The sequence below is a fragment of the Variovorax sp. Root411 genome (genome assembly GCF_001425205.1).
Taxonomy (GTDB): Bacteria; Pseudomonadota; Gammaproteobacteria; order Burkholderiales; family Burkholderiaceae_C; genus Variovorax.
The window spans coordinates 438,253-464,847 of sequence record NZ_LMDW01000016.1; the positions used below are offsets into that span (position 1 = coordinate 438,253).

Genomic DNA, 26,595 nt, shown 5'->3' on the forward strand with positions numbered 1-26,595 from the left:
CGGCGGGATTAAAACACTAATATATTAGTACGTCAATGCCACAATCCGGCCCGATGAGTGCCCTCCCCAAATTTCGACTCGACCGCACCCGCCTCGCCGCGCCGCAGGTGACGGAGAAGCTGCGCGATGCCATCCTCTCGCTGGACTTGGTGCCGGGCACGGTGTTGGCGCGGCAGGAACTGGCCGACCGCTTCGGCGTGAGCCAGACGCCGGTGCGCGAGGCGCTGCTGCGGCTCAACGAAGAAGGGCTGGTGGACGTGTTCCCGCAACACGCCACGTTGGTCAGCCGCATCGACATTGCGGCGGCGCGAGAGGCGCACTTTCTGCGCCGCTCGATCGAGCTGGAGCTGGTGCACCAGCTCGCGATGGAGGCGCCAGCAGGGCTGGTCGAGCAGATGAAAGCCATCATCGCGCAGCAGGCGGCGTTGTCGACCGCGCAGCGCTATGGCGACTTTGTCGGCGCCGATCACGCGTTTCATCGTCTGATGTACGAAGCCGGTGGCGTCGCCAGCCTGTGGGAATTGGTGGGGCGCGTCTCGGGCCACGTTGACCGGCTGCGCCGCCTGCACCTGCCCACCGCCGGCAAGACCGAGGGGATCCTGCGCGATCACCGCGCCATCGTCCGCGGTATCGAGGCGAAGGACCCGGTGGCTGCGCAAACAGCGTTGCGCAAGCACCTGTCTGGCACGCTCAGCGCGGTGGACGAGATCTGCCGGCAATACCCGGACTACGTGGCCACGTCCTGATCAGAACCATTCGCAAGGAGATTGCCTCATGACGACCGACAGCAAGAATCCGGCGAAGTCGCTGTTCGTGATTCTTCCGAACGTCAACATTTTCAACGTGGAGAACCCTGGCGGCAGCCAGACCTTCCTGCGCTCGGCAAGCCGCCATCTGAACGCCAGTTCGCGCTCGCGCGTATCGCTGTCTTCGCTGCGCGCCGGTTTGCACGTGGACCTTGTGGACGAGGTGGCGCCCAGGGACACGGTGCTGGTGTCCATGGATGAGGCGCAGCGCATGGCCCTGCAGCAGGCCGAGCCCGGCTTGCGGATGGTGCCGGTCGAGGAACTGGAGCCCTTGTGGTTGCAGCGCTTCAGGCTCGTCACGACGCTGGGCATGACGGCGGGCCCCAGGCTGGCGCTCGAAGTCAAGGTGGTGGACACCGTATCGGGTGCTGCCCTGGAAAACGTGGACGTGGTCGGGCTCACGGATCGCGCCAACCGGGTCGGTGCCAGCAGCAAGACCAACGCCAAGGGCATTGCCAGGCTGATGTTTCCGTCTGGCACGGGAATGCTGGAGGTGCTGGAAGCCTTCGTTCCCTCGGGCTATTGGCCCGCCTATGCGCTGCAGATCGATCCATCGGCCGGATCGGTGACGCTCTCCTGCACGCCGATCGATCTGGCGACCCAGGACTGCCGCGGCCATCTGGGTTTCGAAGGAGGGGACACGGACGGGCAGGGCGTCAAGGTGGCCGTGGTGGACACCGGGGTGAGCAAGCACAGGGACCTGCGCATCGCCAAGGGCATGAACGTGGTCAAGGGCGAGCCGGCAACCTCCTACACGGATCTCATGGGCCATGGAACGCACGTGGCCGGAATCATTGCCGGGCGTGGACAACCCGGCAGCGGCGTGCGCGGCGTGGCGCCCGGTGCCGACCTTCATGCTTATCGCGTTTTCGGCAAGGGGAAGGAAACCGCGCTTTCGTTCAACATCGCCAAGGGCATCCGGCAGGCCGTCGACGATGGCTGCGACCTGATCAACCTGTCGCTCGGGGCTGCGGCCGATATCCCCGAGGTGCTGCGTGAAATCCAGCGCGCGCGGGCTTTGGGCGTTGTCTGCCTGGCAGCCACCGGCAACGATTACCGCGGGCCGGTCAACTATCCCGGGCGCTACAGCCAGGTGCTGGGCGTGAGCGCCTTCGGACAAAAAGGCACCTGGCCGGCGGCAGCGGCGCAGGACCTGGAGGTCGCCAGCCCCTTCGGGATCGATGCGAGGAACTTCGTCGCCGCGTTCAGCAACGTGGGCCACGAGGTCCAGCTGACCGGCCCTGGCGTGGGCATCGTTTCAACCTACCCAGGCGGCTACGCGGTCATGGATGGCACGTCCATGGCGTGTCCGGTGGCCACCGGAGCCTTGGCGCGGGTGCTGGCAAGAAATACCAGGATCCTGAACATGGACCGAGACCAGAAACGCTCGGACGCCATCATCAAGCTGGCCCTCAGGACCGCGAGGCTGCTGGGCTTCGGGGCGCGGTTTGAAGGGGCTGGTGTTTTGATGTAGCATGAATTTCACATGAGCCGCTTCGTTCTTCTCTACCAAGGTGCCAGCGATCCTTCGCAGCAGGAGGAGCGCACGCTCATGTCCGCGCTCAAGGTCAAGGCTGCAAAGGTGGTGGACCGGCTGCCGGGCACGATCCTCGTGGACGGTGACGAGGCCAAGGTCGCTTCCGTCGTCAGGCAGAACAAGAACTGGACCTTTTCACCGGAGCGCAGCGCAAGCGTCGCACCTCCGCATCGACGGATTCGACGAGCTGCATAGCGCTGAGGTGAGCAGAGAAGAGAGAGAGCCCGGGGTACCGGGCTTTTTTGTGCCTGTTCGTTTGATGTCTCAACGCAGTGGACGCGCATCCGGATCGTGCTCATGTCATTTAACATAATGCACATTGTGTTTGTTTCAGATGAACGCAACGAGGCCCCCCAGCCGGCATCAACGCTTCAGCGCGCTCCCCGAACCCCGGCCTTCGTAGTTCACGCCCTTCGTCTGCTTGACCTCGATCTTCTTCGCGTCGGTGCATGGCTCGTTCGAATAAGCAACCTTGTCGCCCTGGACGCACTTGTAGATCGAATGCTGTGCCATCGCGCCGGACACGAAACCCATCAGTCCAAACGCCAGCAACATGGCGCCCGCCGGCCTCACCATTTGCCGTCCTTCGGGATCGCCTTGGGCGCATTGGCTTTGGCTGCCGCCGCCGCAGTGATCAACGACGCCGCTTCCGGGCGGTTCGCCTTGTTCGCAAAGTCGACGGCCGTCATGCCCAGCTGGTTCTTCATCGTCGTATCCGCGCCCTCGGCCAGCAGCAGTTTCACCGCCTCGCTGGAGCCGTACATCGCAGCCATCATCAGCGGCGTGCTGCCATTGGGCGATTGCGCGTCGATGAATGCGTAGTTGTCGAGCAGCACCTTCATGATGGTCAACTGACCGCTGGTCGCGGCGTAGTGCAGCGGCGTCCAGCCCGTCTTGTTGACCGCGGCATCACGCTTCAGCAGTTGCGTGACCAGGTCCTGCTGGCCCTTGATCGCGGCCAGCATCAGCGGGGTCTCGTCCTTGGCGTTGGCCAGGTCCACATTGGTCTGAGGTGACTCGATCAGCACCTGGATGACTTTCGGCGACGGCTCGCGCAGCGCGATCAGCAAACCCGTCTGGCCGTGCTCGTCGCGCGTGTTCGGATCGAAACCGCGCTGCAGCAGAGTGCGCACGCTGCTGGCATTGTCGCCACGCACGGCCCGGAAGAAGTCTTCGAAGGAGCCGGCATGCACTGAAAAAGATGCAGCAATGACAATGAGGTACAGCGATTTCTTAATGTAGTTTTTCATGATTTGACGCCCCTGAACAGTGCTTCGAAGTTGTCGCTCGTGGCCTTGGCGATGGCCTCCACGGGCATCTTTCGCAGTTCGGCGATCTGCTGTGCCACGAACGGCACGTACGACGGATTGTTGGTCTTGCCGCGGTACGGCACGGGCGCCAGATAAGGGCTGTCGGTCTCGATCAGCATGCGGTCCAGCGGCACGAAAGCGGCTACGTCGCGCAGATCCTGGGCCTTCTTGAAGGTCAGGATGCCGGAGAACGAGATGTAGAAACCCAGGTCGAGCGCCGCGCGGGCCACCTCGGCGGTTTCGGTGAAGCAATGGAACACGCCGCCGGCCGCCTTGCCGGCGCCGTCCTCGCCCTCCTCCTTGAGGATCGCCAGCGTATCGGCCGAGGCCTCGCGGGTGTGGATGATCAGCGGCTTGCGGGTCTGTTGAGCAGCGCGGATGTGCACGCGAAAGCGGTCGCGCTGCCATTCCATGTCGGAGATGCTGCGTCCGCCCTTGCGTTCCTCCATCTGGTAGTAGTCGAGGCCGGTCTCGCCGATGGCGACCACGCGGGGCCGGGCCGACAGCCGCACCAGGTCTTCGACGCTGGGCTCGGCGATGTCCTCGTTGTCGGGATGCACGCCGACGCTGGCCCAAAAGTTGTCGTAGCTGGCGGCCAGCGCCTGCACGTCGTCGAACTCTTCAAGCTTGGTGCAGATGCAAAGCGCCCGGTCGACCTGCGCGGCGGCCATGGCGGCGCGGATCTGCGGCATCTGGTCCGCGAACTCGGTGAACGTGAGGTGGCAGTGGGAATCGGTGAACATCGGAAATGGTGAAGTTCGCGGCGCACTCCCTGGTGGGAGGTGGCGCCGTTGACGGAGTTCCGCGTCACGGGGACGGCGGAAAACTCAGATGGTTTGCGTGGGACGGTCCGACGCCATCGAACCGCCCAGAGCGGCCTCGATGCGTGCCTTGAGCTGGCGCGATTTTTCGTCGGACGGGAACCGGATGCCCACGCCGGGCGCCCGGTTGCCAGCCGCACGCGATGGCGTGATCCAGGCAACCTTGCCGGCCACCGGATAGCGCTGCGGGTCTTCGGGCAGCGTCAGCAGCACGTAGACGTCGTCGCCGAGCCGGTATTCGCGCGTGGTCGGAATGAAGATGCCGCCCTCCGCGAACAACGGGATGTAAGCCGCGTACAACGCGCCCTTCTCCTTGATGGCGAGTTGAATGACGCTCGGCCGGGCGGGCGTGGCGTTGGGAACGGCGGGGGCGACAGGTTGGTTCATGGGCGACGAGCGGCAGAGTTTAGGGTGGTTCGCGCTTCGCTCACAAGCGCTTCCAGCATGAGGCCCGCATTGAACGGGTGTTCCGCGGTTCTCGCGGCACTTGCCAGCGACTTCGACCAGCGCGCCAGCGCCAGCCGCGACGGCGCGGCGGGCAGGTCGGCGGCATCGAAGAACCTGGGCGCGGCACCATTGCCGACAGCCATCAGGTCGTGGCAAAGCTTCTGCAGCGCACCAACAGCCTGCGCCGGCGCGTGATCGGCCAGCGCACCTACGTCGCCACGCGTCATGGCCTTGGGAAGCAAGGACCAGGCCTTGGGCGACTGACCCGAGCGCGCAAGCCGCAAGGCGTCGCTCGGCCGGCCGCCGGCAGCGCGCAGCAACGCGGCCGCATCGGCGGCGGGCACGTCCTGCGCGGCCAGCCAGGCTTCGGCCTCGGCAGTTTCCGGCCACGGCAGCGTGAAGCCCAGGCAGCGGCTGCGGATGGTCGGCAGCAGCTGCCACGCAGCCTCGCTGGCGAGCACGAAGCGCACGTCGCCGACGGGCTCCTCGAGCGTCTTCAGCAGCGCATTCGCGGTGATGGTGTTCATGCGCTCGGCCGGATACACCAGCACCACCTTGCCACGGCCGCGCGCGCTGGTTCGCTGCGCGAAACCGACCGCATCGCGCATCGCCTCGACGCGAATCTCGCGGCTGGCCTTGCGTTTCTTGTCATCGATGTCCGCCTGCGCCTTCTCATCGAGCGGCCAGTTCAGTTCCTGCATGGCGACTTCGGGCATCAGCACGCACAGGTCGGCATGGGTGCGAACCTCGATGGCGTGGCAGCTTGCGCAGTGGCCGCAGGCTGTGCCCTCCTGCGTCGGCTGCTCACACAGCCATGCGGACGCGAGCGCCAGCGCCAGCTCGTACTGGCCGATGCCGGAGGGGCCTTGCAGCAGCCAGGCATGGCCGCGCTGGCGCAGCAACTCGGTGAGCGGCTGGCGCAGCCAGGGGGACAGGGCCGGCACGCTCATCAAGCAGTTCCGCCGTTCGGCACGCCACGCGCCACCAATGCCGTTTCGACCTGCTGCCAGACCTGGTCGCGGGACTGGCTGGCATCGATGCGCACGAAGCGCTTCGCATCAGCGGCCGCGCGGGCCGCATAGCCTTGGGCGACGCGGCTGAAGAAGTCGACGGGCTGGGCTTCGAACTTGTCGGGCACGCGGGCGCCGGCCAATCGCTGCGCCGCGATCCCGGGCGCCAAGTCGAACCACAGCGTGATGTGCGGCTGAAGCAGCGCCGCCCTGCCCGCCTCTGCCTGCACCCACCGTTCGAGCGTAGACAGCACGGCTTCATCGAAGCCCCGCCCCGCGCCCTGGTAGGCAAAGGTCGCGTCGGTGAACCGGTCGCACAGCACCACGTTGCCACGCGCCAGCGCCGGCTCGATGACCTGCACGATATGGTCGCGCCGTGCCGCGAACACCAGCAGCGATTCGGTGAGCGGGTCCATCGGCTGCTCGAGGATCAGCCCGCGCAGCGTCTCGGCCAGCGGCGTGCCGCCGGGCTCGCGCGTGCGCACGACCTCGCGGCCCCGCGCCCTGAACAGCGCCTCCAGCGCATCGAGGTGGCTCGACTTGCCCGCCCCGTCGATGCCTTCGAGCGTCAGAAACAGGCCGTTGTCACTCATTGGGTCGCCTTCGGTTTGGAATCGCTGCTGCCGCCGCGCTGATAGCGATTGACCGCGCGGTTGTGGTCGTCGAGCGAGCTGCTGAACTGGCTTGTGCCGTCGCCGCGCGAGACGAAGTACAGCGACTTGCTCTGCGCCGGCTGCACCGCCGCCAGCAGCGCTGCCTTGCCGGGCATGGAAATCGGCGTTGGCGGCAGCCCTCCGCGCGTGTACGTGTTCCAGGGCGTATCGGTCAGCAGGTCCTTCTTGCGCAGGTTGCCTTCGAAGGCGGTGCCCATGCCGTAGATCACCGTCGGGTCGGTCTGCAGCGGCATGCCGATGCGCAGGCGATTGGTGAAGACAGCCGCGATTTCCGAGCGGTCCTTGGCCTTGCCTGTCTCCTTTTCGACAATGCTGGCCAAAATAAGCGCCTCATCGGCCGATTTCAGCGGCAGATCGGAGGCGCGGGCTGCCCAGGCGGCTTCGAGCTTCTTGTCCATGGCCCGCATCGCGCGCTGCATCAGGGCGATGTCGGTCGAGCCTTTGGAGTAGGTGTATGTGTCCGGAAAGAAGCGCCCTTCCGGGTGCAGGCCCGGCTTGCCCAGCTTGGCCATCAGAGCCTCGTCGGTCAGGCCCACGCTGTCTGGCTTGAGCTGGTCGGCCTTGGCGAGCGCGGCGCGCACCTGGCGGATGTTCCAGCCCTCGACCAGCACCAGGCTGCGCGTGGCTTCCTCGCCGCGCACCAGGATGTTGAGCAGCAGCTTGGGCGAGACGCCGCGTTCCAGCTCATAGCTGCCGGCGCGCATCTGGCGGTCTTGTCCCGAGATGCGGAACCACAGGTAGAGCAGCTGCGGCTGCACGTCGACGCCCGTGTCGGCCACGGCTTGTGCGATGCCGCGCGGCGTGGTGCCGGGCTCGACTGACAGGTCGACGCTGGGGGCCGGCAGCTTGAGCGGCTGGTGCACCCACCAGAGACCGGCGCCGCCAAGCGCGAGCGCGATCAGGGCGGCAAGCAGGAAAAGCGTAAGGAAGAAGCTGCGCACGGATCCGATGTGGGGAAGACGGAAAAAAGCCGGAGAAAACCGGTGGATTCGCAGGCTGCAGGGAAGGAGCCCCCGCCGCCCCGAAGGAACAGGCCCGGCCATGATAATTCAGCGATGACCACAGTCGTTCTCAATGGCGTGACCGCCCTCTCCCACCTCGGTGTGATCCGTGCCGAGGGCCCCGACGCCGCCAGCTTCCTGCACGGCCAGCTCACCCAGGACTTTTCACTGCTCGGCGCCTCCGACGCCCGGCTGGCTGCGCTGTGCACCGCTAAGGGCCGTGTGATCGCGAGTTTCATCGGCATCAAGCCGCAACCCGAGCTGATCCTGCTGGTGTGCAGCCGCGACATCCTGGCCGCGACGCTCAAGCGCCTGTCGATGTTCGTGCTGCGCGCCAAGGCCAAGTTGACCGACGCCACCGAGCAGTTCGCGCTGTACGGCCTGGCTGGCACCGCCCTGACGGGCAACGGCCTCGACGCTACTGCCTCGCCCGGCAAGCGCACGGCCGTCGGCGACGACATCAGCGCCGTGTCGCTGTATCCCGCCGACGGCGTGCCGCGCGCGTTGTGGATCGCGCCGGCTGGTCACGCCGCACCCGCGGGCCCGACGATCGAAAACGACCTGTGGCAATGGAGCGAGGTGCGCAGCGGCATCGTGACGCTGACCACGCCGATCGTCGACGCCTTCGTACCGCAGATGATCAACTACGAATCGGTCGGCGGTGTGAACTTCAAGAAAGGCTGCTACCCCGGCCAGGAAGTGGTCGCGCGCAGCCAGTTCCGCGGCACGCTGAAGCGGCGCACCTACCTCGTGCAGGCCGATGCGCCCGTCTCCGCCGGACAGGAGGTGTTCGCGGCCGCCGATGCCGAGCAGCCCGTGGGCATCGTGGCGCAGGCCGCGCCGGCACCCGACGGCGGCTGGTCCGCGCTGGTCTCGATGCAGATCGCCGCGCTCGAGGCCGGTGGCCTGCGCGTGGGTGCAGCCGACGGCCCGGCGCTCACGGTCGATCCGCTGCCCTACCCCCTGCTCGAAGACATCTGAGCCTCCCATCCCCCAAACGCCCTTGAAAAAAAGGGGCGTTCGGCGCTATCGAACAGGTAGCGCCTTTTTTTTGCGTGTCGCTTAACCCTGCCACCAATGCAGCGCCGTAGAAGCCTGCACCGATCAACTCCTGGCAAGGAAGACACCATGAAGCGCAGACTTTTTTCCACCGCCCTGGCCCTGAGCGCCATGGCCTCGTTCTCGGCCTGTGCGCAGAGCCCGGAGCGGCCATACGCCCCGCCCACGCCGTCCAGCCGCATCGGCTCGCTGATGCAGATCAGCGTGGTCGATCGCGGCACTGGCGCCGAACTGCCGATCTACCGCCACCGCGGCGAATACTGGGTGGCCGGCCGCCCCGGTGCGCGCTATGCCATCCGGGCGCGCAATGCGATGGGCGAACGCATCATGGCCGTGATGTCGGTGGACGGCGTCAACGTCGTCACCGGCGAAACGGCCGACGTCGGGCAGAACGGCTATGTGTTCAGCGGCCGCGAGCGCAGCGACATCACCGGCTGGCGCAAGAGCGATTCGCAGATCGCGGCCTTCGAGTTCGCCGCCGCCGGCAACTCCTATGCGAGCCGCACGGGCCGACCGGACGACGTGGGCGTGATCGGCGTCGCGATGTTCCGCGAGCGCATGCCCGAGCCGCTCCCGCCGCCGGTCACGCCTTTTCCGTATCGCGACGAACACGGCGAGCGCGAGCGCCGAAGCGACTCGTCTTCCCTGGGCGATTCGCGTGCGAAGGCGCGTTCGGCCGACGGTGCCTCCGCGGCAGCGGAATCCCCTGCGGGCAGCCTGCGCCAGCCCGCGCCCAGCCCGAGCCTGGGCACCGCCCACGGCCGCCGCGAAACCTCGTACGTCGGCAAGACCACCTACGAGCGCGCGCAGTCGTCGCCCGACGAGGTGGTCCGCATCCGCTACGACAGCCGCGAGAACCTCGTCGCCGCAGGCGTGATCCCGCTGCCGCCCGCGCCGCGCTGGCCGCGTCCGGCCGGTCCGTCGCCGTTCCCGGGCTCGGACTCGGGCTACGTGCCGGACCCGCTCGCGCGCTATTGAGAAGAAGGAAGAAGAGACCGGCGCATCTCGATGTGCGGGATGCCGGCCTCCTCGAAGCCGTCGCCGTACGGCACATAGCCCAGGCGCGCATAGAAGCGCTCGGCGCTGCGCTGCGCATTCAGCGCCACCACGCGGTCGCCGCGCGCCCTGGCGGCTTGTTCGAGCACCTGCATCACCGCCGCGCCGTGCCCGCCGCTGCGCAGGTTGCGGTGCACCGCCATGCGGCCGATGTGCGAGATGCCGTTCTCCGCCGGCAGCAGCCGCCCCGTGGCGATGACCTGCCCGATGCGGTTGCGTGCCACTGCGTGCAGCACCACGGCGTCCTGCGCGTCCCATTCCATCGCTTCGGGAATGTTCTGCTCCTCGATGAACACCGCGCGCCGCAGGACGCTCGCGCCTTCGCCCAGCGTGGCCCAGTCGCCCGTCTCGACGGTACTCATCGTCTCGCCAGCCTCGTAGCCGGTCAGCACTTCGCGCAGAACCGCCGGCACCGGCTTCGAGGTCTGCGTCGCCGGGTCGGCGAACACGTAGACCAGCTCGCAGCCGACCAGGAACTGGTCCTGCCGGAACAGCCCGCCCTCGAACACCATCGACGAATTGCCGATGCGCGCGCAGCGCACGCCCATGTCCAGCATGTCGTCCATGCGCGCCGAGGCGCGAAAGTCGATGGTGGCCTTGCGCACGTAGAGGTCGCCGCCCAGCGCATGCATCGCCTCTTCGTACGGCAGCGCCAAGGCGCGCCAGTAGTCCGAGATGGCGGTGTCGAAGTACATCAGGTAGTGCGCGTTGAAGACGATCTTCTGCATGTCAACTTCGGCCCAGCGCACGCGCAGGCGGTGGAAGAAGCGGAAGTTTTTGCGTTGGGTGGCGGTTTCGCTCATGGTTCCAGTGCTTCCTTGAGTGCACGGGCGGCATCGTCCTGCGCCTGCAGCGCCTCGGGAATCGCTCGCCCCATCTTGATGAATTCGTGGATCACGCCGCGGTAGATCTCCAGGTCGACCGGCACGCCCGCGGCGCGCAGCTTGTCGGCATAGGCGATGCCTTCGTCGACCACCGGATCGCATTCGGCCAGGCCGATCCAGGCCGGCGCCACGCCGTCGACGTCGTCGGCCTGCAGCGGCGCAAAGCGCCAGTCGTCGCGGTCGGCCGGCGTGCGGACGTACTGCGCGAAGAAGAAATCGATCATCGCCTTGGTCAGCAGCGGACCGTTGACGTGGCGCAGGTGCGAGGCCGTGTCCTGGTGCGCGGTGGTGCCGGGATAGATCAGCATCTGCAGCGCGAGCGGCAGGCCTGCGTCGCGCGCCATGATCGCGCAGACCGCTGCGAGCGTGCCGCCGGCGCTGTCTCCGCCCACCGCAAGGCGGCGCGGGTCGAGGCCCAGGCTGGCGCCCTCTTTCGCGATGAACTGAAAGGCATCCCACGCATCGTTCGATGCCGTCGGAAACTTGTGCGCGGGCGCAAGCCGGTAGTCCACCGACACCACGGCGCAGCCGCTCTTGAGGCTCAGCACGCGGCATAGCGTGTCGTGCGTGCGGATGTTGCCGACCGTGAAGCCGCCGCCGTGAAAATAGATCAGCACAGGCAGTGCCGCCGCCGAAGGTGCATACAGCCGCGCCGCAATCGCATGCCCGTCGCGTGCCTCGATGCCGAAGTCTTCGACCCGCGCCAGTTCAGGCTTGGGCACTTCGAGCACGCCCGCGCCCTTCTCGTAGGAGGCCTTGGCCTCCTCGGGCGTGAGTCGGTCGAGTGGGGGGTGGCCAGCGCGGGCCATGCGCTCCACCACGCTGGCCATCTTCGGGGTGAGCCGCGTGGCCGGCGGTGTTCCGGGCGCGACAACGGCAAGGGTTTCTTTCGTGTGCAAGACTGATCGCTCTTGTTAGATTGGGCTGGTCGGCAATCGTACTGCCCCGAGGCATATCCACATTCATGGCACTCATCCAATACCTCACCCAGATCCAGTTCGAATTCGGCGCGATCAAGCTGTTGTCCAGCGAATGCGCGCGCATCGGCATCAACCGCCCGCTGATCGTGACCGACGCCGGCGTGCGCGCGGCCGGCGTGCTGCAGAAGGCGCTCGATGCCATTTCCGACCTCGAGGTCTCGGTGTTCGACCAGACGCCCTCCAACCCCACCGAAGCCGCCGTGCGCGCGGCCGTCGAGCTCTACCGCAGCGGCCGCTGCGACGGCCTGATCGCCGTGGGCGGTGGCTCCGCCATCGACTGCGCCAAGGGCGTCGCCATCGCGGCCACGCACGAAGGCCCGCTCAAGACCTACGCCACCATCGAAGGTGGCTCGCTCAAGATCACCGAGCGCGCGGTGCCGCTGATTGCGGTACCCACCACCAGCGGCACGGGCAGCGAAGTGGCGCGCGGCGCCATCGTCATCGTCGACGACCATCGCAAGCTCGGCTTCCACAGCTGGTTCCTGATGCCCAAGGCCGCCATCTGCGATCCCGAGCTCACGCTCGGCCTGCCGCCCAGGCTCACCGCGGCCACCGGCATGGACGCCATCGCGCATTGCATGGAGACCTTCATGTCGGCCGCCTTCAACCCGCCGGCCGATGGCATCGGCCTCGACGGGCTCGAACGTGCCTGGGGCCACATCGAACGCGCCACGAAAGACGGCAGTGACCGCGAGGCGCGCCTGAATCTCATGAGCGCATCGATGCAGGGCGCGATGGCTTTTCAGAAGGGCCTGGGCTGCGTGCATTCGCTGAGCCACAGCCTGGGCGGCGTCGATCCGCGCCTGCACCATGGCACGCTCAACGCCCTCTTCCTGCCCGCCGTGATCCACTTCAACTCGGGTGCCGAATCGGTGCAGAAGGAGCAGCGTCTTCAGCGCATGGCGCAGGCCATGCACCTCGATTCGGCCGGCGATCTCGGCGACGCCATCCGTGACATGAACGCGCGCCTCGGACTGCCAAAGGGCCTGGCCGAAGTCGGCGTGACGCCCGCGATGTTCGAGCAGATCATCGACGGCGCCATGGCCGACCACTGCCACAAGACCAATCCGCGGCTCGCTTCGCGGGACGACTACAGGGCCATGCTCGAAGCCTCGATGTAGGAGCACTGCCTGCGCTCTGTTCAGGGGCGATCACGCCGACGGGGTGCCTTGCTCCGCGAATGTCCCCCGCTTCGCTCCTCCTTTATTTCGCTGCGCAAGGCACCCCATCGACGTGATCGTTTTCAGAGCACTGGTTGATCGGCCGCACACCAGCAGCGTGCCCAAGTGCGCAGGGCATCGGGTGCTTCCCGCAGCGAAATAAAGGAGGAGCGAAGCGGGGGACATTCGCGGAGGGAAGTACCCGGTGGCCTGAGCACACGCCCCGAGCGCCTCCGAACCACCCCACCCCCTCGCGTCATGTATATGACATAAGGAATTTCTAGACTGGCATTCGAAGGCTTCGCAACCGCAGAAGCCCCAAGGGCCAGGGAAATTCCGAATGCCACGTACCGTCCAGGTTCACACCGTACTCAACGCCGAGCAGCTCAAGTTCCGCGCCATGCGGGGACGGGAGGGCCTCTCGCAACTCTTCGAGTTCGAGGTGGACATGGTCAGCACCAGCTTCAGCCTCGACCTGAAGCAGTTGCTCGGCACCTCGCTCACGCTGGAGCTGGCCGACGAAGGCGCGCCGCGCTTTCTCAATGGCACGGTGGTGCGCTTCGAGCTTGTAGGCCGCGCCAACGAAACCGGCCGCCACTACATCTACCGTGCGCTGGTGCAGCCGTGGCTGTGGTACCTCACTCGCACCACCGATTGCCGCATCTTCCAGAACAAGAGCGTGCCCGAGGTGCTCGACGAAGTGCTGGGCAAGTACGGCTTCCAGTTCAACAAGCGCCTCACGGGCAGCTACCCCGCCATGGAGTACTGCGTGCAGTACCAGGAAAGCGACTTCGCCTTCGTGAGCCGCCTCATGGAGCACGAGGGCATCGCCTATCACTTCGAGCACGGCAATGGCTCGCACCTGCTGGTGCTGGCCGACGACACCGGCAGCTACAAGCCGCTGCCCAGCCACGCCAGCATCGCCTACCGGCCGCGCGACCGCGTGCTCAATGCGATGGAACCCTGCATCGACCAGTGGCGCGTGGCCGAGCAGATCACCTCGGGCCGCGTGATGCTCGACGATTTCGACTTCAAGAAGTCGCGCGCCTCGCTGCAGAGCGTTCAGCAAGACCCGAAAGCCCATGAGCATTCGACCTACGAGGTCTACGAATGGCTGGGCGGCTACAGCGAGCACCAGCAGGGCGATGCCTACGCCAAGGTCCGCCTGCAGGAGCTGCAGTGCGCGCACGAGCTGGCTTCGGGCCACACCAACGTCGTCGGCATGGCGCCGGGCTACCTGTTCGAGATGACGCACTGCCCGCGCGAATCGGACAATCGCGAATACCTCGTCACCGAAACCCGCTACAACCTGCAGGAGCCCGAGTACTCCACGGGCGGCAGCAGCGAATCGGTGTGCGAGTTCGATTTCACCGTGCTGCCCTCCTCCGTGACCTACCGCCCTGCACGCACCACGCCGCGCCCGCGCACCAATGGCCCGCAGACTGCTACCGTGGTCGGTCCCGAGGAGATCTGGACCGACCGCTTCGGCCGCGTGAAGCTGCAGTTCCGCTGGGACCGCTACGGTCAGTCGGACGAGAACAGCTCGTGCTGGGTGCGGGTGTCGAGCAACTGGGCCGGCGCCAACTACGGCACCATGCACATGCCGCGCGTGGGCCAGGAAGTGATCGTCGATTTCATCGGTGGCGAGCCCGACCGCCCCATCATCACCGGCCGCGTCTACAACAGCGACCAGATGCCGCCATGGGAGCTGCCCGCCAACGCCACCGCCAGCGGCATCCTCACGCGCTCCAGCGCGGGCGGTGCGGCCAACCAGGCCAACATACTGCGCTTCGAGGACCGCTCGGGCGCCGAGCAGATCCTGCTGCACGCCGAGCGCAACCTCGACGTGGAGGTGGAAGCCGACGAGACACACACCACCGGCGGCACCCGCACCACCCTCGTCAAGGGCCACGAGTCGGCCACCTACCAGAGCGGCGAGACGCGTGACATCACCGCAGGCGCCAAGGAAACCATCAGCGGTGGCGACACCCGCAGCGTGACCGGGGGCGTCACCGAAACAGTGACCGGCGGCGTGACGCAGACCATCTCCGGCGGCAAGACGCGTTCGATCGGCGGCGGGCTGAACGACACCATCACGGGCGGTGTCAAGCTGGCGATCACCGGCGGCTTCAACGGCACCATCGACGGACAGGAGATCCGCTTCGTGAGCGCGGGCCGCCAGGACACCATCGACACCTCGAACACGGTGCAGGTCAACGGCCCCTCGACCACCACCGTCACCGGCCCCACGGTGCACACCTCGCCGGACGTGACTTTCAACACGACGAACCACATCCACAACACGACGCAGCACGTCATCAACACCAACGTCTACAAAACGACGTCGAACACCTACAACAACCTGACGAACAACTACACCAACAACTCCGTCAGCTATACCAACAACTACGCCAAGAGCAGCGACTGGCGGCTGGCGCGTTCGGGCGGCGTGGGCTTTCGCTTCGGTGCCGTGGGCGCCTCGCTGGACTTCTGGGGCGTGCGGCAACAGTTCTACGGCATCAATTCGCAGTACGCCGTGCTCAAGGTGGACTTCCTCACCTTCAAGATCGCGAACAAGGGCATCGACATCACCAAGGAAGCCATACAGGTCGGCAGCGCCGCGCTGCGCTTCCTGACAGACGGCCTCGCAACCTATGCGCAGGCCATGCACATCGTCATGTGAAGGACACGATGCCTGTCTGGGAAACGCTTCTCTGGGTTGTCTTCGCCGTCGTCATGACGGCCGTCGTCGTGTTCTCGATCGGCGCGGTGGGCTACATGCGCCGCGAGAGCCGGCTGTATTCCGCTGAACAGAAGCTGTGGTTGTCGCTCGCGCAAACGGGCCAGCCGGTCGACGGCGTGCTTCGCAGCCTGCGCATGCACCCGGGAAACATGACCCGCGGCGGCTCGCGCGGGCAGACCGTGTGCGCCGTGGTGCTCGAGGTGGACTACGCCGACACCGCCGGCACGCTGCACACGGCGTCGATCCGCACATTCGTCGAAGACGCGCTGGTGCCCCGGTTCCAGGAACCGCTGAAGATCGTTCATCTGCGCTACGACCCGCGAAACGCCGCCTCGGTCGCGATCGACCGCGAGCGCACGCCGCTGGAGATCCCGCGTGTGTCCTGAGCGGATGTCGCGGGTGCGCCGCCGATGAAGACCGTCAAGCCGTTGCGGCTGAGCGTCACCACGCGGCCGTTCCTGCGCGGCGGCGAGCAGCGCATGGCCGTGACAACGCTGTGCATGGCGTCGATGGGCGAGCAGCCCGTGCTGACGCCCGAACCCGAGTTCTGGAAAGCGCTGTCCGACGAACTCGGTCCGGCCACCGCCATCGACCTGGGCCTGCCGAAGATCCGCGCCGAGGTGCTTGCCACCGGTTTCGCCTACACCGCGCACCAGGCGGAAAAGACGATGTGCGCCGCGCGGCTGCAACTCGGCGGCCTCTCCAAGGACCTGGCCGTCTTTGGCGACCGCTTCTGGATCGGCGGCCGCGCCACGCAGCCGCAGCCCTTCGAGGCCATGCGCGTGGATTGGACGCGCGCCTATGGCGGCCCCGCCTTCGCGGACAACCCGCTGGGCCGCGGCCACGGCCACGGCCTCGAACAGATCGCCGGCCGCGAGGTGCAGCGCCTGCCCAACATCGAAGACCCCTCGCACCGCGTGCACCGGCCCGGCGACCAGCCCGAACCTGCCGGCTTTGGCCCGCTCGACATCGCCTGGCCCCGGCGCATGCGCCTGATCGGCAGGCAGTACGACGAGCACTGGCGCGCCCACCTGTTTCCGGGTTTTGCCGAGGACATGGACTGGCAGCTCTTCAATGCCGCGCCGCCCGACCAGCGCCTGGCCGGCGCCGTGGAGATCGCTCCGGGCACCCCCTATGCGGTGTGGAACATGCACCCCGGCGTGCCGATCCAGCGAGGCCGACTGCCCAGCTGGCGCGCCCTCGCCTTCATCGCGCGGCGCCGGTCGCCGGGGCAAATCGAGAACATCGCGCAGCGGCTGACCACCGCGTGGTTCTTCCCGCACCTGGAGCGCGTGGCGCTGGTCTTCCACGGCGAGACCCTCATCGAGGAGGACGATGCCAGCGACGTTACCCACGTGATGCCCGCGCTTGAAACGATCGACGCACCACGCGGCCTCGCGCACTACGAGACCGTGCTGCGCCAGCGCTGCGACCCGGGAAAGGGCGCGCTCTACATGTTCCGGGACGATGAACTGGTGCCGCCGGAGGCCATCGGTCCATGGCTCGAACAGCCCGAAACCACCGAATCCGCGCTGGTGCGCAACATGCGCGAACGCGGCCGGCAAGCCCGCGACGAACTCAAGCAGATGGCGCTCGACGCCGGGCACAAGGCGCGCCGTTTCAGGGAGCGCGCTCTTCCCGCGCCCTTCCAGCGCATGCCTACCTTGCACGAGCTGCCCGCGTTCGTCGAGCAGGCAGATGCCTACGCCCGCGCGCAGCGCGCACAAGGCGCCGTCGAGCGCGAACGCCTCCAGCGTGAAGCCGACGCCAACGCCAGCGAGTCGAGGAAGGTCGGCTTCGACACCGGCAAGCTGGTGCGCGAGCATGACCGTACCGAGATCAAGGGCCCGCCGCGCGTGGACGGCGCGTCGGTGCTGCGCGGCTTCTCGGACATCGCGGCGGCCACGGGCACCGAGCCCATGCCACCGGACCAGGTGGAATCGATGCGAAAAATGACAGAGGCGGGCGAGCGCGGCCTGCTCGCGCTGTACCGCGGCACCGCCCAGCACCAGGCCCCCGTCGATCCCCTGCCCGCCGAGCGTCTTGCGGCACTGCGTGCCCAGGTGGCGGCGGTGCTCGCAGGCAGTCGCGATTTCACCGACATGGACCTCACCGGGGCCGACCTCTCAGGCCTGGACCTGCGCGGCGCATGCTTTCGCCGCGCACTGCTGGAAAGCGCCGACCTGCGCGGCGTGCGATGCGACAGCGCCGATTTCAGCCAGGCCGTGCTGGTGCGCGCGCAACTCTCGGGCGCCCGGTTTCATGGCGCGGTGCTGCGCGACACGAACCTCGGAGGCATCGCCTGTGAACAGGCCGACTTCTCGCGCGCCGATCTCGAAGGCGCGAAGCTGGACAAGGTGACGCTTGCGGGCTGCAGCTTCGAGGGCGCGCGCCTGCACCATCTGCACCTGATCGATTCGCGGCTGCGCGGCTGCAATTTCGACAACGCGGACATTGCCTACGCCGGCTTCCTTTCCGACGTGACCGTCGAAGACTGCAGCTTTCGGCGCGCCCGCCTCTACAAGGCCGCCTTCCTGTCGTGCCGCGTGGCGCGGCTCGACTTCACCGGCGCCACGCTCGAAGCCTGCGCGTGGACCCACACGCCGTGCGACGAGGGCATGGTGTTCGCGGCGGCCCTGCTGCGCACCACCTGCTTTGCTGGCAGCACCAGCCTGCGGGGCGCCAGCTTCGAGGCGGCCACGCTGGTGCAGTGCAGCCTGCGCGCGATGGGCATGGAAGATGCGCGGCTGGCCCGCGCCACTCTCGACACCTGCGACTTTTCTTCCTGCAACCTGAGCGGCGCCGACCTCGCCGAAGTGCAGGCGCCCGACAGCCTCTTCATTCGCGCCAACCTGAGCCGGGCGTCGCTGCGGGGCGCCAACCTGATGACCGCCAACTTCAACAAGGCCCTGCTGCCTTCCGCGGACCTGTGCGTGGCCAACCTGTTTCGCGCCGACATGTCGCAGATCCGCATCGACGGCACCACCGCCACCCAGGGCGCCTACATCGAGCAGACCAAGACCGTGCCGGCCTTGCGCGCGACGCCGATCCGATGAGCCCGCAGGAGCTGGTGCTTCACATCCGCAACGGCAAGCGCATGGAAGGAGAGGATTTCACCGGCATGCCGCTCGATGGCCTCGATCTTTCGGGTGGCATGTTCAGCGAATGCCGCTTCACGCAGGCCTCGCTCGCCGGCAGCCGGCTGGACGACTCGGTGTTCGAGCGCTGCACCTTCGATGATGCGACGCTGGCGTCGGGGCGGCTGGATGGCGTGTCGCTCCTGCGCTGCAGCCTGCGCGGGGTGGATGCGACCGCCAGCCATTGGCCGCGCACCGTCGTGGCCGAGTCCGACCTGCGCGATGCGCGCTGCGCCGACGCACAGCTGGCCGAAACGGTCTTCTACGGCTGCGAGCTGCACGGCGCCAGCTTCGAGCGCGCCACACTCACCAAGGCGATCTTCAACGACAGCCGCATGGGCAACGCGGACCTGCGCGATGCCTCGCTCACGAGCGCAGTGTTCTTCCGCAGCGACCTGCGCGAGGTCGCGTTCCAGGCCGCACGCTTCCACAACGCCGTGTTTTCCGAGGCCGACCTGCGGGGCCAGTCGTTCGCGGGGCAGGCCTTCGCTATGTGCCAGTTCACGGACGCGCACATGTCCGGCTGCGTGTTCGAGGACGCTCAGCTCGCGCAATGCAACTTCAAGGGCGCCAGGCTCGACGGCGCGCGCATGGCCCGCGTGCAAGCGCCGCAAACTTTGTTCATCGAGGCAGACCTGCGCGGCGCCGATTTCCGTGGCGCGGCGCTCGACCAGTCGCTCTGGGTCGACGCCTGGCTCGCGGGAGCCGACTTCTCCGGCGCGAGCCTGGAACAAGGCGTCTTCCACCGCGCCCGCTGCGAGAACGCGAGCTTCGAGCGCAGCCGGCTCGTCTACGCCGATTTCTCCTGCGCGGACCTGCGCGGCGCGAACTTCGAGAAGGCCCGCTTCGAGCGCACCCAGCTGCACCGGGCCGAGCTGGCCGGTTCGCGCTGGAGCGACCGCATCGGTGTGCTCGACAACGACCCCCACCTGTACGAGGCCGAGCGCATCGCCCGCCAGCGCCCGGCCCGCGCCATCCGCCTCGACCGCGATGCCGAGGGCCGCCTCCCCATCGACGCAAAGGACATCGCATGACGATGAACGCACGAACCTCTTATTCCACCGCCCCCCCTGCAGACGTCCACGGCGAAAGCGAACTCGCCCCCCTGCTGCACAAGGCGCCGCCCGTCAGGCGGCAGGCCGCCGCGCCGCCCCCGGGCATTTGCATGGCGAAGGTGGTGGCCAGCCATTCGGACGACAACCACGACGTGGTTCCGGCCGGAGAGACCCGGTCGCGCCCCTGCCGCCGCGCCGCCAGCTGCCTGCTGGTGCCCGCGCCGGGCGACACCGTCATGGTCGCCGGCCCTGACGAAGACGAGCTCTACCTGATCGCCGTCGTCGCACAGGCCGACCAAGGCCACGCGGTGCTCGCGGTGAACGGTGACCTGACCCTGGCGTCGAAGCACGGCAGCATTGCGGTGCGCAGCGCCGGCGCACTCGACCTGCAGTCGGACACCGCTGTCGCCACCCGCGCACCCGAATGGAACCTCACGGCCGGGCGCGGCCTGTGCAAGGTCTCGGAGCTCGACTACCAGGGCGCCGAGGTGCGCTTCAGCGTGCTGGTCTCGCGCTTCGTGGGCCGCGCGTGCGAGGTGGTGCTCGACCGCCTTCACCTGCTCACCCGGTCGAGCTTCCGCCTGACCGAGGAAGTCGAACAGGTGCGCGCTGGCCAGATCGATATCCAGTCGTCGAGCACCCTGCGCCTGCATGCGAAGAACACGCTCGTCACCAGCAAGGAGCTGGTCAAGCTCGACGCCGAACAGATCCACATGGGCTGATGCCCGAAAAAGGAGCCTCCCGCCATGTTTGCCAACTCCCAGATGATGGGCATGGACCTCGCCTTTCCCGATGTCTGCAAGACACCGCCGGCCGTGCCCATTCCTTACCCCAACTTCGCGCTGGGACCGACTGCCATTCCCAATGCCTGGAACATCCTCTACGGCGGCACGCCGGCGCACAACCTTGCCACGACCACACCGATCACCAACGGCGACAACGCGGGCGTGATGATGGGCGTGGTGTCGCAGACCGTGATGGGTCCTTCACGGCACATCACGGGCGCGTTCACCGTGCTGCTGAAGGGCTCGCCCTGCACGCGCATGACGAGCCTGTCGGTACAGAACCGCAGCAACATCGTCGGGATGCGGATCGTGCCGAGCCAGTGCAAGGTGCTGGTGCTGGCGGCTTGAGGCCCGGGCCTCCGGGCCTACTCTGCCTTCACCCCCGCCGTACGGATCACCTTGCCCCACTTCGCCGTCTCGGCGGTGATGAAGGCGTCGAACTCCTCCGGCGTGCTGCCCGCCGGAATGGTGCCCATCGCATCCAGCTTGGCACGCGTCTCGTCGCTCCTGATGATGCGGGCCAGTTCCTCCGACATGCGCTTGACGATGTCGCGCGGCGTGGCCGCTGGCGCCACCATGCCGGCCCAGGTGCTGCCGGTGAAGCCCGCGAAGCCCTGCTCGATGAAGGTCGGCACCTCGGGAGCCGCCGCCAGGCGCTTGTCGCCCGCCACGCCGATCAGCCGCACCTTGCCTGCCTTGGCCTGGTTGATGAGGCCCGTGGGTGCATCGAAGAAAAGCTGGATCTGCCCGCCCATCAGGTCGGTCAGCGCCGGCACCGCGCCCCGGTACGGGATGTGGATCATGTAGGTCTGCGTGAGCGACTTCCACAGCTCGGTGGTGAGGTGCGCAGCCGAGCCGTTGCCCGAGGAGCCGAAGCTCACCTTGCCCGGGTTGGCGCGCGCATAGTCGATGAGCTGGCGCGCGGTCTTGAACGGCGCATCGATATTCACCGCGGCCAGCAGCGGCGACACGCCCATCAGCGACACGCCGGTGAGGTCCTTGCGCGGGTCGTACGGAAGCTTGGGGTACAGCGTGGTGTTGGCCGCATAAGCGGCGATGACGACGCCGAAGGTGCTGCCGTCGGGCGCGGCCTTGGCGATGGCGTCGACGCCGATCAGGCTGTTGGCGCCCGGCTTGTTGTCGACCAGCACCGGCTGGCCGAGCTTCGTCTGCAGGCCGATCTGCACCAGCCGCGCCATCTGGTCGGTGAATCCGCCGGGCGTATAGGGCACGATGATGCGAATCGGCTTGGTGGGCCATGTGCCCTGCGCGAACGACGGCAAGGCGAGGCTTGCGGCGGCAGTGGCGAGCGTGAACTTGCGGCGTGACAGCGTGGCGTGGGGCATGGTGGAGAGTCCCTTGGTTGCTTCTGGATGGATCGGACCATTCTCGAAGCGCCTCCCTGCCGCACCGGTCAGGGTTTGCCCGGCGGCAAACGCGCTGACCGCTCACGCGCTCATTCAAAGATCAAAGCGCAAGGATGTCGGGCGCGTGCCCCTTGGCAAGCCAACTTTCGAACTCGTCCGACAGCCGCTGGGCCTCGCGCGTGGCCCGTCCCCAAGCCGCGATGCGCGCCTGCGCGTCATTGGCGAAGTGGATGAAGTCCTTGCGGTCGGGCAGCTTGCCGTTGGGCAGCGACTTCACCCATTCGGGGTCGGGCGCGAGCAACACCATGCGGTCGAGGAAGCCGCTGGCTTTGTGGCGCCAGCGCAAGCCCTTGTCGAGCCACCCCGGCACCACCGCCTGCTGGAAGTGCGGGTACAGCACGATGCCATCGTCGGCCGGCTGGTAGTCGAGGTGCAGGTGGTAGTCGGTGATGCCGCCGTCCCAATAGGCGCCGCGCGGCGCACCCGGAATGTCGTGCACCGCCGCGAGCAGGAACGGAATGGAGCACGAGGCCTGCAGCACCATGTTGAAGTTGGCCTCGCTCAGCGCGTGCTGGCGCGTGCGGAAGTCACGCGTGCCGAAGGGCAAGGCCGCGCCGGGCGTAGAGAACACGCAGCGCTCCAGCCATGCACCCAGGCTCTTGCGGTGCAGGCTGTTGGTCGCGAAGGCGCCCAGATAGCCGACAGGGGTGCGCGCCCTGCCCTCGCGCCCGAGGATGTGGCGACCGCGCGAAGTCACCACGTGCAGGCGGTAGCGCGGGTGGTCCAGCACTTCGCCGATGCGCCCGCCGTAGAAATCGTCAAGGCTCTGCGCGAACTGCTCGCTGAGCTGGCGCGGGCTCAGCCGCTTCTGCCCGGGCGGCACCTCGAACTGCTGGTGCACGTAGTCGTGCTCGAAGCGTTCGAAAGCGGCGTCAGGGTCGGCCAGGCAGGCCGTCGAGAGTCGCCATGCGCCGATGGAGGCGCCCACCAGATGCACCTGCTGGCTCGACTGCGTGAGCCAGCGCCCGAAGATGAAGCGGTCGAGCGGCCCGAGGATCAGCCCCTTGGGACCGCCGGCCGCGCCGGGGATGGTGCGCACGTCCTGCGGGCGCAGGCCGTGCCGTTCGATGTGCTTGCGGGCCGCGGGGCCGGCGTAGATGCGCAGGGCTTTGTTGTTGCTCATGGATTCACCACGCGATCGACCATAACAAGACCGTGAGCACGAGCGCGACCCAGGGCCAGATGTAGTCGTCCATCAGGCTCCATTCGTGATGGCGAACGCCCTGTGGCGCGGCCGGCCACTGGAGCGTGCGGGCCAGCCACTCGGTCATGCAGCCCCGATCGTAGCTGCGCAGGCGGTTCATCGCGCCACGGCCGATGCGGCTGGTCCGCATCAGCACCGGCAGCGGCGGCAAAGGTCCGGGGCCCTTGTCGCCGCGCGTCAGGGTGCGCTTCAACAGCGTCAGCACGGGCCATGCCAGGCGCCCGACGACGGGCACGACGAACAGCAGCGGCAGCATCAGCGCGGTGACACGCAGCACGTCCCGGGTAATCTCGTCGCCGCGCCCCGCGATCAGGACGCCGAAAAAAAACATCATGGCGCTCACCGAATAGATCCACGTCAGCCCGCAGCACAGTTGCCCGAAGCCGATGGTTCTCTGCTCCATCGCTTCAGCCGCGGTGTGTGGCGCGATGGCGGGCGCCTTGGTGCCGAGCCAGAGGTACTTGGTGGTGTCCCTTGCAGGTTCGGACGCCGCGTTCGCGCGCAGCGCCATCGCGGTGAATACGCCTTCGGACATGTAGCCTGCGGCGCGTACCTTGCGCCCGACAAGCGCCTGGAAATACGCATCACGGCGCATTCCCGGCGTTGAGCCGACACCCTCTTCGATGTCGCAGAAATGAACGACCTGCCCGCCCGCCAGCGTCAAGGTCAACGGAACGGCGCGCGCATAGTTCCGAGACGCTGGTCGCACGTGGATGCGGCGGTACGAATCGCTGGAGACCTGGGTCTCCAGCGCACTCAGCACCTCGATCATGGCGACCTCCCCGTTCGTGTCGCTGCGCACCACATCCTCGTCGCCAAACGCAACGGCGGCAATCTCCCCCTCGACGGCGAAGAGCTCCAGAGCGCTCGGGCGCTGCAGATGCCGGTCGAGCCTGCCCGACAACGCCGTGAGGCGGCACCACAGCCACCACATCCATTCCACGTGCAGCGGATAGACGTCTACCCGGTCCGCAAAGACCTGCGACACATCGGCCCAACCGGGGGCGAACTGCGACTTGTTGCGGGTGGCCTTGTTGGAGCGGGTTTTCTTCGACATTGCCGCTGCGCCGGCGCCTACTTCCGCAACCCCTGCAGCTTGGCAAACGCGCTGGCCATCTGCCCCGCCGGCGGCGGCGAGTTGTCGCGCCGGCCTTGCTGTTGCTGGCCGCGCCCTGCCCCTTCGAAACGGTTGTCGCGCGGACCGTCGCGGCGCGCGGGCGCTGCATCGAGCTTCATCGACAGCCCGATGCGCTTGCGCGCCACGTCCACTTCCATCACCTTGACTTTGACGATGTCGCCGGTCTTGACGACTTCGCGCGCGTCGTTGACGAACTTGTGGCTCAGCTGGCTCACGTGGACCAGGCCGTCCTGGTGCACGCCGAGGTCGACGAAGGCGCCGAACTGGGCCACGTTGCTCACGGTGCCCTCGAGGATCATGCCCTCGGTAAGGTCGGAAATGTCGTCTACGCCGTCATTGAAACGCGCCACCTTGAAGTCGGGGCGCGGGTCGCGGCCCGGCTTCTCGAGTTCGCCCAGAATGTCCTTGACCGTGATGACGCCGAACTTCTCGTTGGCGAACAGCTCGGGCTTGAGCGTCTTGAGCATGTCGGCGCGGCCCATGAGCTCGGCAATCGGCTTGCCGGTTTTCACGATGATCTGCTCGACCAGCGGATAGGTTTCGGGGTGCACGCCGGTGATGTCCAGCGGGTCGGTACCGCCGCGGATGCGCAGGAAGCCCGCGCTCTGCTCGAAGGCCTTGGGGCCGAAGCCGGTCACGTCGAGCAACTGCTTGCGGGTGGCGAACGCGCCGTTGGCTTCGCGCCAGCGCACCACGGCCTTGGCCACGCTGGCCGATAGGCCCGACACGCGCGACAGCAGCGGCACGCTCGCGGTATTCAGGTCAACGCCCACCGAGTTCACGCAGTCTTCGACCACGGCCTGCAGCGTGCGTGCGAGTTCGCTCTGGTTCACGTCGTGCTGGTACTGGCCCACGCCGATGCTCTTGGGATCGATCTTCACGAGTTCGGCCAGCGGGTCTTGCAAACGTCGCGCGATGGAGGCCGCGCCGCGCAGGCTCACGTCGACATCGGGCATTTCCTGCGAGGCGAATTCACTGGCGGAGTACACCGAAGCGCCCGCCTCGCTCACCACGACCTTCTCGACCTTGATTTCCGGCGCGCCGGCCTGTTCGGCCATCTTGGCCAGCAGCTTGATGAGGTCGGCGGCCAGCTTGTCGGTCTCGCGGCTGGCGGTGCCATTGCCGATGGCGATCAGGTTCACGCCGTGCTTGGCGCACAGCTTGCCCAGCGTGTGCAGCGAGCCTTCCCAGTCCTTGCGCGGCTCGTGCGGGAACACGGTGGCGGTCTCGACCAGCTTGCCGGTGGAATCGACCACGGCCACCTTCACGCCGGTGCGGATGCCAGGGTCCAGGCCCATCACGACACGCGGTCCGGCCGGCGCAGCCAGCAGCAGGTCGCGCAGGTTGTCGGCAAACACCTTGATGGCCACCTTCTCCGCGTCTTCGCGCAGGCGGGTGAACAGGTCGCGCTCGGTCGACAGCGCCAGCTTCACGCGCCAGGTCCAGGCCACGCACTTGCGCAGCAGGTCGTCCGACGGGCGGCCCGCATGGCTCCAGCCCAGGTGCAGCGCGATGCGGCCTTCGGCGATGCTCGGCTTGCCCGGTTCGGGCTCGACCGGCAGCACCAGCTTTGCATCGAGGATGTCGAGCGCGCGGCCGCGGAACACGGCCAGCGCGCGGTGCGATGGCACGCGGCCGATGGGCTCGTCGTACTCGAAGTAGTCGCGGAACTTGGCGACGTCGGCGTTGTTCTCGTCCTTGCCGGCCATCAGGCTGGACTTGAGCAGGCCTTCGCTCCAGAGCCATTCGCGCAGGCCCTGGACCAGAGCAGCGTCTTCGGCCCAGCGCTCGGAAAGAATGTCGCGCACGCCGTCGAGCACGAGCGGCACGGTGGAGAAATCGGGGCCCGGCTTGCCGTCGTCGAGCGTGGTGGCGGGCTGCAGGAAGGCCTTGGCTTCGACGGCGGGGTCCAGCATGGGGTCGGCCAGCAGCTTGTCGGCCAGCGGCTCGATGCCGAATTCGCGGGCGATCTGGCCCTTGGTGCGGCGCTTCTGCTTGAACGGCAGATACAGGTCTTCGAGTTCCTGCTTGGTGGGCGCAAATTCGATCGCGGCGCGCAGTTCGGGGGTCAGCTTGCCCTGCTCGTCGATGGCCTTGAGCACGGCGCCGCGGCGGTCTTCGAGTTCGCGCAGGTAGGAAAGGCGAGCTTCCAGCTCTCGCAGCTGCACGTCGTCGAGGCCATCCGTGACCTCCTTGCGGTAGCGGGCGATGAATGGAACCGTGGCGCCCCCGTCGAGCAGTTCGACGGCGGCCTTCACCTGGTTCTCGCCAACCTTGATTTCGGCGGCGAGCTGGCGAATGATTTTCTGCATGCTTGAGCGCGTCCCTGGCAAAGCGCGGGAGTTTGCCATAGGCGCGCAC

General features: G+C 67.2%; 25 protein-coding genes. 12 read left to right on the top strand and 13 right to left on the bottom strand.

Annotated features, from left to right (window positions below; translation table 11 throughout):
* Positions 1-53: 53 nt before the first annotated feature.
* From ASC92_RS18665 to ASC92_RS18675, 3 genes are read left to right on the top strand one after another with little or no spacing between them, the layout of a single operon-like run.
* Positions 54-746, top strand: coding sequence for a GntR family transcriptional regulator (locus tag ASC92_RS18665; protein WP_056518508.1), 693 nt, complete (start codon positions 54-56; stop codon positions 744-746).
* 28 nt (positions 747-774) lie between these two features.
* A complete protein-coding gene (locus tag ASC92_RS18670; protein ID WP_056518509.1) occupies positions 775-2,280 on the top strand; it encodes a S8 family peptidase in 1,506 nt (501 codons plus the stop codon).
* Between the two features lie 12 nt (positions 2,281-2,292).
* Positions 2,293-2,538: a hypothetical protein gene (locus ASC92_RS18675; protein WP_056518510.1), complete on the top strand. Its 246-nt coding sequence runs from the start codon at positions 2,293-2,295 to the stop codon at positions 2,536-2,538.
* Positions 2,539-2,706: 168 nt separating this feature from the next.
* Here ASC92_RS18675 and ASC92_RS18680 read toward each other — a convergent pair whose 3' ends face one another.
* The 7 genes from ASC92_RS18680 to mltG form a co-directional block, all read right to left on the bottom strand.
* A complete protein-coding gene (locus tag ASC92_RS18680) occupies positions 2,707-2,898 on the bottom strand; it encodes a DUF4124 domain-containing protein (protein WP_235505888.1) in 192 nt (63 codons plus the stop codon).
* A 14-nt stretch (positions 2,899-2,912) separates the two neighbouring features.
* Positions 2,913-3,593, bottom strand: a complete 681-nt coding sequence (locus ASC92_RS18685) for an ankyrin repeat domain-containing protein (RefSeq protein ID WP_056518512.1) — start codon at positions 3,591-3,593, stop codon at positions 2,913-2,915.
* Positions 3,590-4,396: a TatD family hydrolase gene (locus tag ASC92_RS18690; RefSeq protein ID WP_056518513.1), complete on the bottom strand. Its 807-nt coding sequence runs from the start codon at positions 4,394-4,396 to the stop codon at positions 3,590-3,592. The genes ASC92_RS18685 and ASC92_RS18690 overlap by 4 nt, the downstream gene beginning before the upstream one ends.
* An 84-nt stretch (positions 4,397-4,480) precedes the next feature.
* Positions 4,481-4,861, bottom strand: a complete 381-nt coding sequence (locus ASC92_RS18695) for a PilZ domain-containing protein (RefSeq protein ID WP_056518514.1) — start codon at positions 4,859-4,861, stop codon at positions 4,481-4,483.
* A complete protein-coding gene (locus tag ASC92_RS18700; RefSeq protein WP_056518515.1) occupies positions 4,858-5,871 on the bottom strand; it encodes a DNA polymerase in 1,014 nt (337 codons plus the stop codon). The genes ASC92_RS18695 and ASC92_RS18700 overlap by 4 nt, the downstream gene beginning before the upstream one ends.
* Positions 5,871-6,524 (bottom strand): dTMP kinase, encoded by a 654-nt coding sequence (tmk, locus tag ASC92_RS18705; RefSeq protein WP_056518516.1) that lies wholly within the window; start codon positions 6,522-6,524, stop codon positions 5,871-5,873. The genes ASC92_RS18700 and tmk overlap by 1 nt, the downstream gene beginning before the upstream one ends.
* A complete protein-coding gene (gene mltG / locus ASC92_RS18710) occupies positions 6,521-7,546 on the bottom strand; it encodes an endolytic transglycosylase MltG (protein WP_056518517.1) in 1,026 nt (341 codons plus the stop codon). Before mltG ends, tmk begins: the two co-directional genes overlap by 4 nt.
* A 114-nt stretch (positions 7,547-7,660) precedes the next feature.
* Here mltG and ASC92_RS18715 point away from each other — a divergent pair, with 114 nt between their 5' ends.
* Together ASC92_RS18715 and ASC92_RS18720 are read left to right on the top strand one after the other, a co-directional pair.
* A complete protein-coding gene (locus tag ASC92_RS18715) occupies positions 7,661-8,587 on the top strand; it encodes a YgfZ/GcvT domain-containing protein (RefSeq protein WP_056518518.1) in 927 nt (308 codons plus the stop codon).
* Positions 8,588-8,734: 147 nt separating this feature from the next.
* Positions 8,735-9,643 carry a hypothetical protein gene (locus ASC92_RS18720; RefSeq protein ID WP_056518519.1) on the top strand — a complete coding sequence of 303 codons (909 nt, stop codon included), beginning with the start codon at positions 8,735-8,737 and terminating at the stop codon, positions 9,641-9,643.
* Here the strand turns inward: ASC92_RS18720 and ASC92_RS18725 are convergent.
* Entirely contained in the window at positions 9,637-10,524 is an 888-nt protein-coding gene (locus ASC92_RS18725; protein WP_056518520.1) for a YbgC/FadM family acyl-CoA thioesterase, read from the bottom strand. The genes ASC92_RS18720 and ASC92_RS18725 overlap by 7 nt on opposite strands.
* Positions 10,521-11,435 (bottom strand): alpha/beta hydrolase, encoded by a 915-nt coding sequence (locus ASC92_RS18730; protein ID WP_235505915.1) that lies wholly within the window; start codon positions 11,433-11,435, stop codon positions 10,521-10,523. The genes ASC92_RS18725 and ASC92_RS18730 overlap by 4 nt, the downstream gene beginning before the upstream one ends.
* Positions 11,436-11,569: 134 nt before the next feature.
* On the opposite strand from ASC92_RS18730, the gene ASC92_RS18735 reads away from it, so the two are divergent.
* The 7 genes from ASC92_RS18735 to ASC92_RS18765 all read left to right on the top strand — a co-directional run bounded on the left by ASC92_RS18735 (position 11,570) and on the right by ASC92_RS18765 (position 20,813).
* Positions 11,570-12,706 carry an iron-containing alcohol dehydrogenase gene (locus ASC92_RS18735; protein WP_056518522.1) on the top strand — a complete coding sequence of 379 codons (1,137 nt, stop codon included), beginning with the start codon at positions 11,570-11,572 and terminating at the stop codon, positions 12,704-12,706.
* 379 nt (positions 12,707-13,085) lie between these two features.
* The gene (locus tag ASC92_RS18740; protein WP_056518523.1) at positions 13,086-15,428 is read left to right on the top strand and encodes a type VI secretion system Vgr family protein; all 2,343 of its coding nucleotides are present in this window, start codon (positions 13,086-13,088) and stop codon (positions 15,426-15,428) included.
* Positions 15,429-15,436: 8 nt separating this feature from the next.
* The gene (locus ASC92_RS18745) at positions 15,437-15,874 is read left to right on the top strand and encodes a hypothetical protein (protein WP_056519131.1); all 438 of its coding nucleotides are present in this window, start codon (positions 15,437-15,439) and stop codon (positions 15,872-15,874) included.
* Positions 15,875-15,898: 24 nt separating this feature from the next.
* Entirely contained in the window at positions 15,899-18,544 is a 2,646-nt protein-coding gene (locus ASC92_RS18750) for a DUF2169 domain-containing protein (RefSeq protein WP_056518524.1), read from the top strand.
* Positions 18,541-19,659 carry a pentapeptide repeat-containing protein gene (locus ASC92_RS18755; RefSeq protein WP_056518525.1) on the top strand — a complete coding sequence of 373 codons (1,119 nt, stop codon included), beginning with the start codon at positions 18,541-18,543 and terminating at the stop codon, positions 19,657-19,659. Before ASC92_RS18750 ends, ASC92_RS18755 begins: the two co-directional genes overlap by 4 nt.
* Before the next feature lie 2 nt (positions 19,660-19,661).
* Positions 19,662-20,402, top strand: a complete 741-nt coding sequence (locus ASC92_RS18760; protein ID WP_235505889.1) for a DUF3540 domain-containing protein — start codon at positions 19,662-19,664, stop codon at positions 20,400-20,402.
* Positions 20,403-20,426: 24 nt separating this feature from the next.
* On the top strand, positions 20,427-20,813 hold the full coding sequence (locus ASC92_RS18765) for a DUF4150 domain-containing protein (RefSeq protein ID WP_056518527.1): 387 nt from the start codon (positions 20,427-20,429) through the stop codon (positions 20,811-20,813).
* Positions 20,814-20,830: 17 nt separating this feature from the next.
* On the opposite strand, the gene ASC92_RS18770 is transcribed toward ASC92_RS18765, so the two are convergent.
* The 4 genes from ASC92_RS18770 to ASC92_RS18785 form a co-directional block, all read right to left on the bottom strand.
* The gene (locus ASC92_RS18770; RefSeq protein ID WP_056518528.1) at positions 20,831-21,811 is read right to left on the bottom strand and encodes a tripartite tricarboxylate transporter substrate binding protein; all 981 of its coding nucleotides are present in this window, start codon (positions 21,809-21,811) and stop codon (positions 20,831-20,833) included.
* 121 nt (positions 21,812-21,932) lie between these two features.
* Positions 21,933-23,015 (bottom strand): hypothetical protein, encoded by a 1,083-nt coding sequence (locus ASC92_RS18775; protein WP_056518529.1) that lies wholly within the window; start codon positions 23,013-23,015, stop codon positions 21,933-21,935.
* A 4-nt stretch (positions 23,016-23,019) separates the two neighbouring features.
* Positions 23,020-24,153 carry a hypothetical protein gene (locus ASC92_RS18780; RefSeq protein ID WP_056518530.1) on the bottom strand — a complete coding sequence of 378 codons (1,134 nt, stop codon included), beginning with the start codon at positions 24,151-24,153 and terminating at the stop codon, positions 23,020-23,022.
* 17 nt (positions 24,154-24,170) lie between these two features.
* The gene (locus tag ASC92_RS18785; RefSeq protein WP_056518531.1) at positions 24,171-26,546 is read right to left on the bottom strand and encodes a Tex family protein; all 2,376 of its coding nucleotides are present in this window, start codon (positions 26,544-26,546) and stop codon (positions 24,171-24,173) included.
* Positions 26,547-26,595 lie beyond the last annotated feature (49 nt).

What these genes read in the sequence shown, in the direction of transcription:
- ASC92_RS18665 (WP_056518508.1), top strand. Translation starts at nt 54, where the DNA reads ATGAGTGCCCTCCCCAAATTTCGACTCGACCGCACCCGCCTCGCCGCG.
- ASC92_RS18670 (WP_056518509.1), top strand. Translation starts at nt 775, where the DNA reads ATGACGACCGACAGCAAGAATCCGGCGAAGTCGCTGTTCGTGATTCTT.
- ASC92_RS18675 (WP_056518510.1), top strand. Translation starts at nt 2,293, where the DNA reads ATGAGCCGCTTCGTTCTTCTCTACCAAGGTGCCAGCGATCCTTCGCAG.
- ASC92_RS18680 (WP_235505888.1), bottom strand. Translation starts at nt 2,898, where the DNA reads ATGTTGCTGGCGTTTGGACTGATGGGTTTCGTGTCCGGCGCGATGGCA.
- ASC92_RS18685 (WP_056518512.1), bottom strand. Translation starts at nt 3,593, where the DNA reads ATGAAAAACTACATTAAGAAATCGCTGTACCTCATTGTCATTGCTGCA.
- ASC92_RS18690 (WP_056518513.1), bottom strand. Translation starts at nt 4,396, where the DNA reads ATGTTCACCGATTCCCACTGCCACCTCACGTTCACCGAGTTCGCGGAC.
- ASC92_RS18695 (WP_056518514.1), bottom strand. Translation starts at nt 4,861, where the DNA reads ATGAACCAACCTGTCGCCCCCGCCGTTCCCAACGCCACGCCCGCCCGG.
- ASC92_RS18700 (WP_056518515.1), bottom strand. Translation starts at nt 5,871, where the DNA reads ATGAGCGTGCCGGCCCTGTCCCCCTGGCTGCGCCAGCCGCTCACCGAG.
- tmk (WP_056518516.1), bottom strand. Translation starts at nt 6,524, where the DNA reads ATGAGTGACAACGGCCTGTTTCTGACGCTCGAAGGCATCGACGGGGCG.
- ASC92_RS18715 (WP_056518518.1), top strand. Translation starts at nt 7,661, where the DNA reads ATGACCACAGTCGTTCTCAATGGCGTGACCGCCCTCTCCCACCTCGGT.
- ASC92_RS18720 (WP_056518519.1), top strand. Translation starts at nt 8,735, where the DNA reads ATGAAGCGCAGACTTTTTTCCACCGCCCTGGCCCTGAGCGCCATGGCC.
- ASC92_RS18725 (WP_056518520.1), bottom strand. Translation starts at nt 10,524, where the DNA reads ATGAGCGAAACCGCCACCCAACGCAAAAACTTCCGCTTCTTCCACCGC.
- ASC92_RS18730 (WP_235505915.1), bottom strand. Translation starts at nt 11,435, where the DNA reads ATGGCCAGCGTGGTGGAGCGCATGGCCCGCGCTGGCCACCCCCCACTC.
- ASC92_RS18735 (WP_056518522.1), top strand. Translation starts at nt 11,570, where the DNA reads ATGGCACTCATCCAATACCTCACCCAGATCCAGTTCGAATTCGGCGCG.
- ASC92_RS18740 (WP_056518523.1), top strand. Translation starts at nt 13,086, where the DNA reads ATGCCACGTACCGTCCAGGTTCACACCGTACTCAACGCCGAGCAGCTC.
- ASC92_RS18745 (WP_056519131.1), top strand. Translation starts at nt 15,437, where the DNA reads ATGCCTGTCTGGGAAACGCTTCTCTGGGTTGTCTTCGCCGTCGTCATG.
- ASC92_RS18750 (WP_056518524.1), top strand. Translation starts at nt 15,899, where the DNA reads ATGAAGACCGTCAAGCCGTTGCGGCTGAGCGTCACCACGCGGCCGTTC.
- ASC92_RS18755 (WP_056518525.1), top strand. Translation starts at nt 18,541, where the DNA reads ATGAGCCCGCAGGAGCTGGTGCTTCACATCCGCAACGGCAAGCGCATG.
- ASC92_RS18760 (WP_235505889.1), top strand. Translation starts at nt 19,662, where the DNA reads ATGAACGCACGAACCTCTTATTCCACCGCCCCCCCTGCAGACGTCCAC.
- ASC92_RS18765 (WP_056518527.1), top strand. Translation starts at nt 20,427, where the DNA reads ATGTTTGCCAACTCCCAGATGATGGGCATGGACCTCGCCTTTCCCGAT.
- ASC92_RS18770 (WP_056518528.1), bottom strand. Translation starts at nt 21,811, where the DNA reads ATGCCCCACGCCACGCTGTCACGCCGCAAGTTCACGCTCGCCACTGCC.
- ASC92_RS18775 (WP_056518529.1), bottom strand. Translation starts at nt 23,015, where the DNA reads ATGAGCAACAACAAAGCCCTGCGCATCTACGCCGGCCCCGCGGCCCGC.
- ASC92_RS18780 (WP_056518530.1), bottom strand. Translation starts at nt 24,153, where the DNA reads ATGTCGAAGAAAACCCGCTCCAACAAGGCCACCCGCAACAAGTCGCAG.
- ASC92_RS18785 (WP_056518531.1), bottom strand. Translation starts at nt 26,546, where the DNA reads ATGCAGAAAATCATTCGCCAGCTCGCCGCCGAAATCAAGGTTGGCGAG.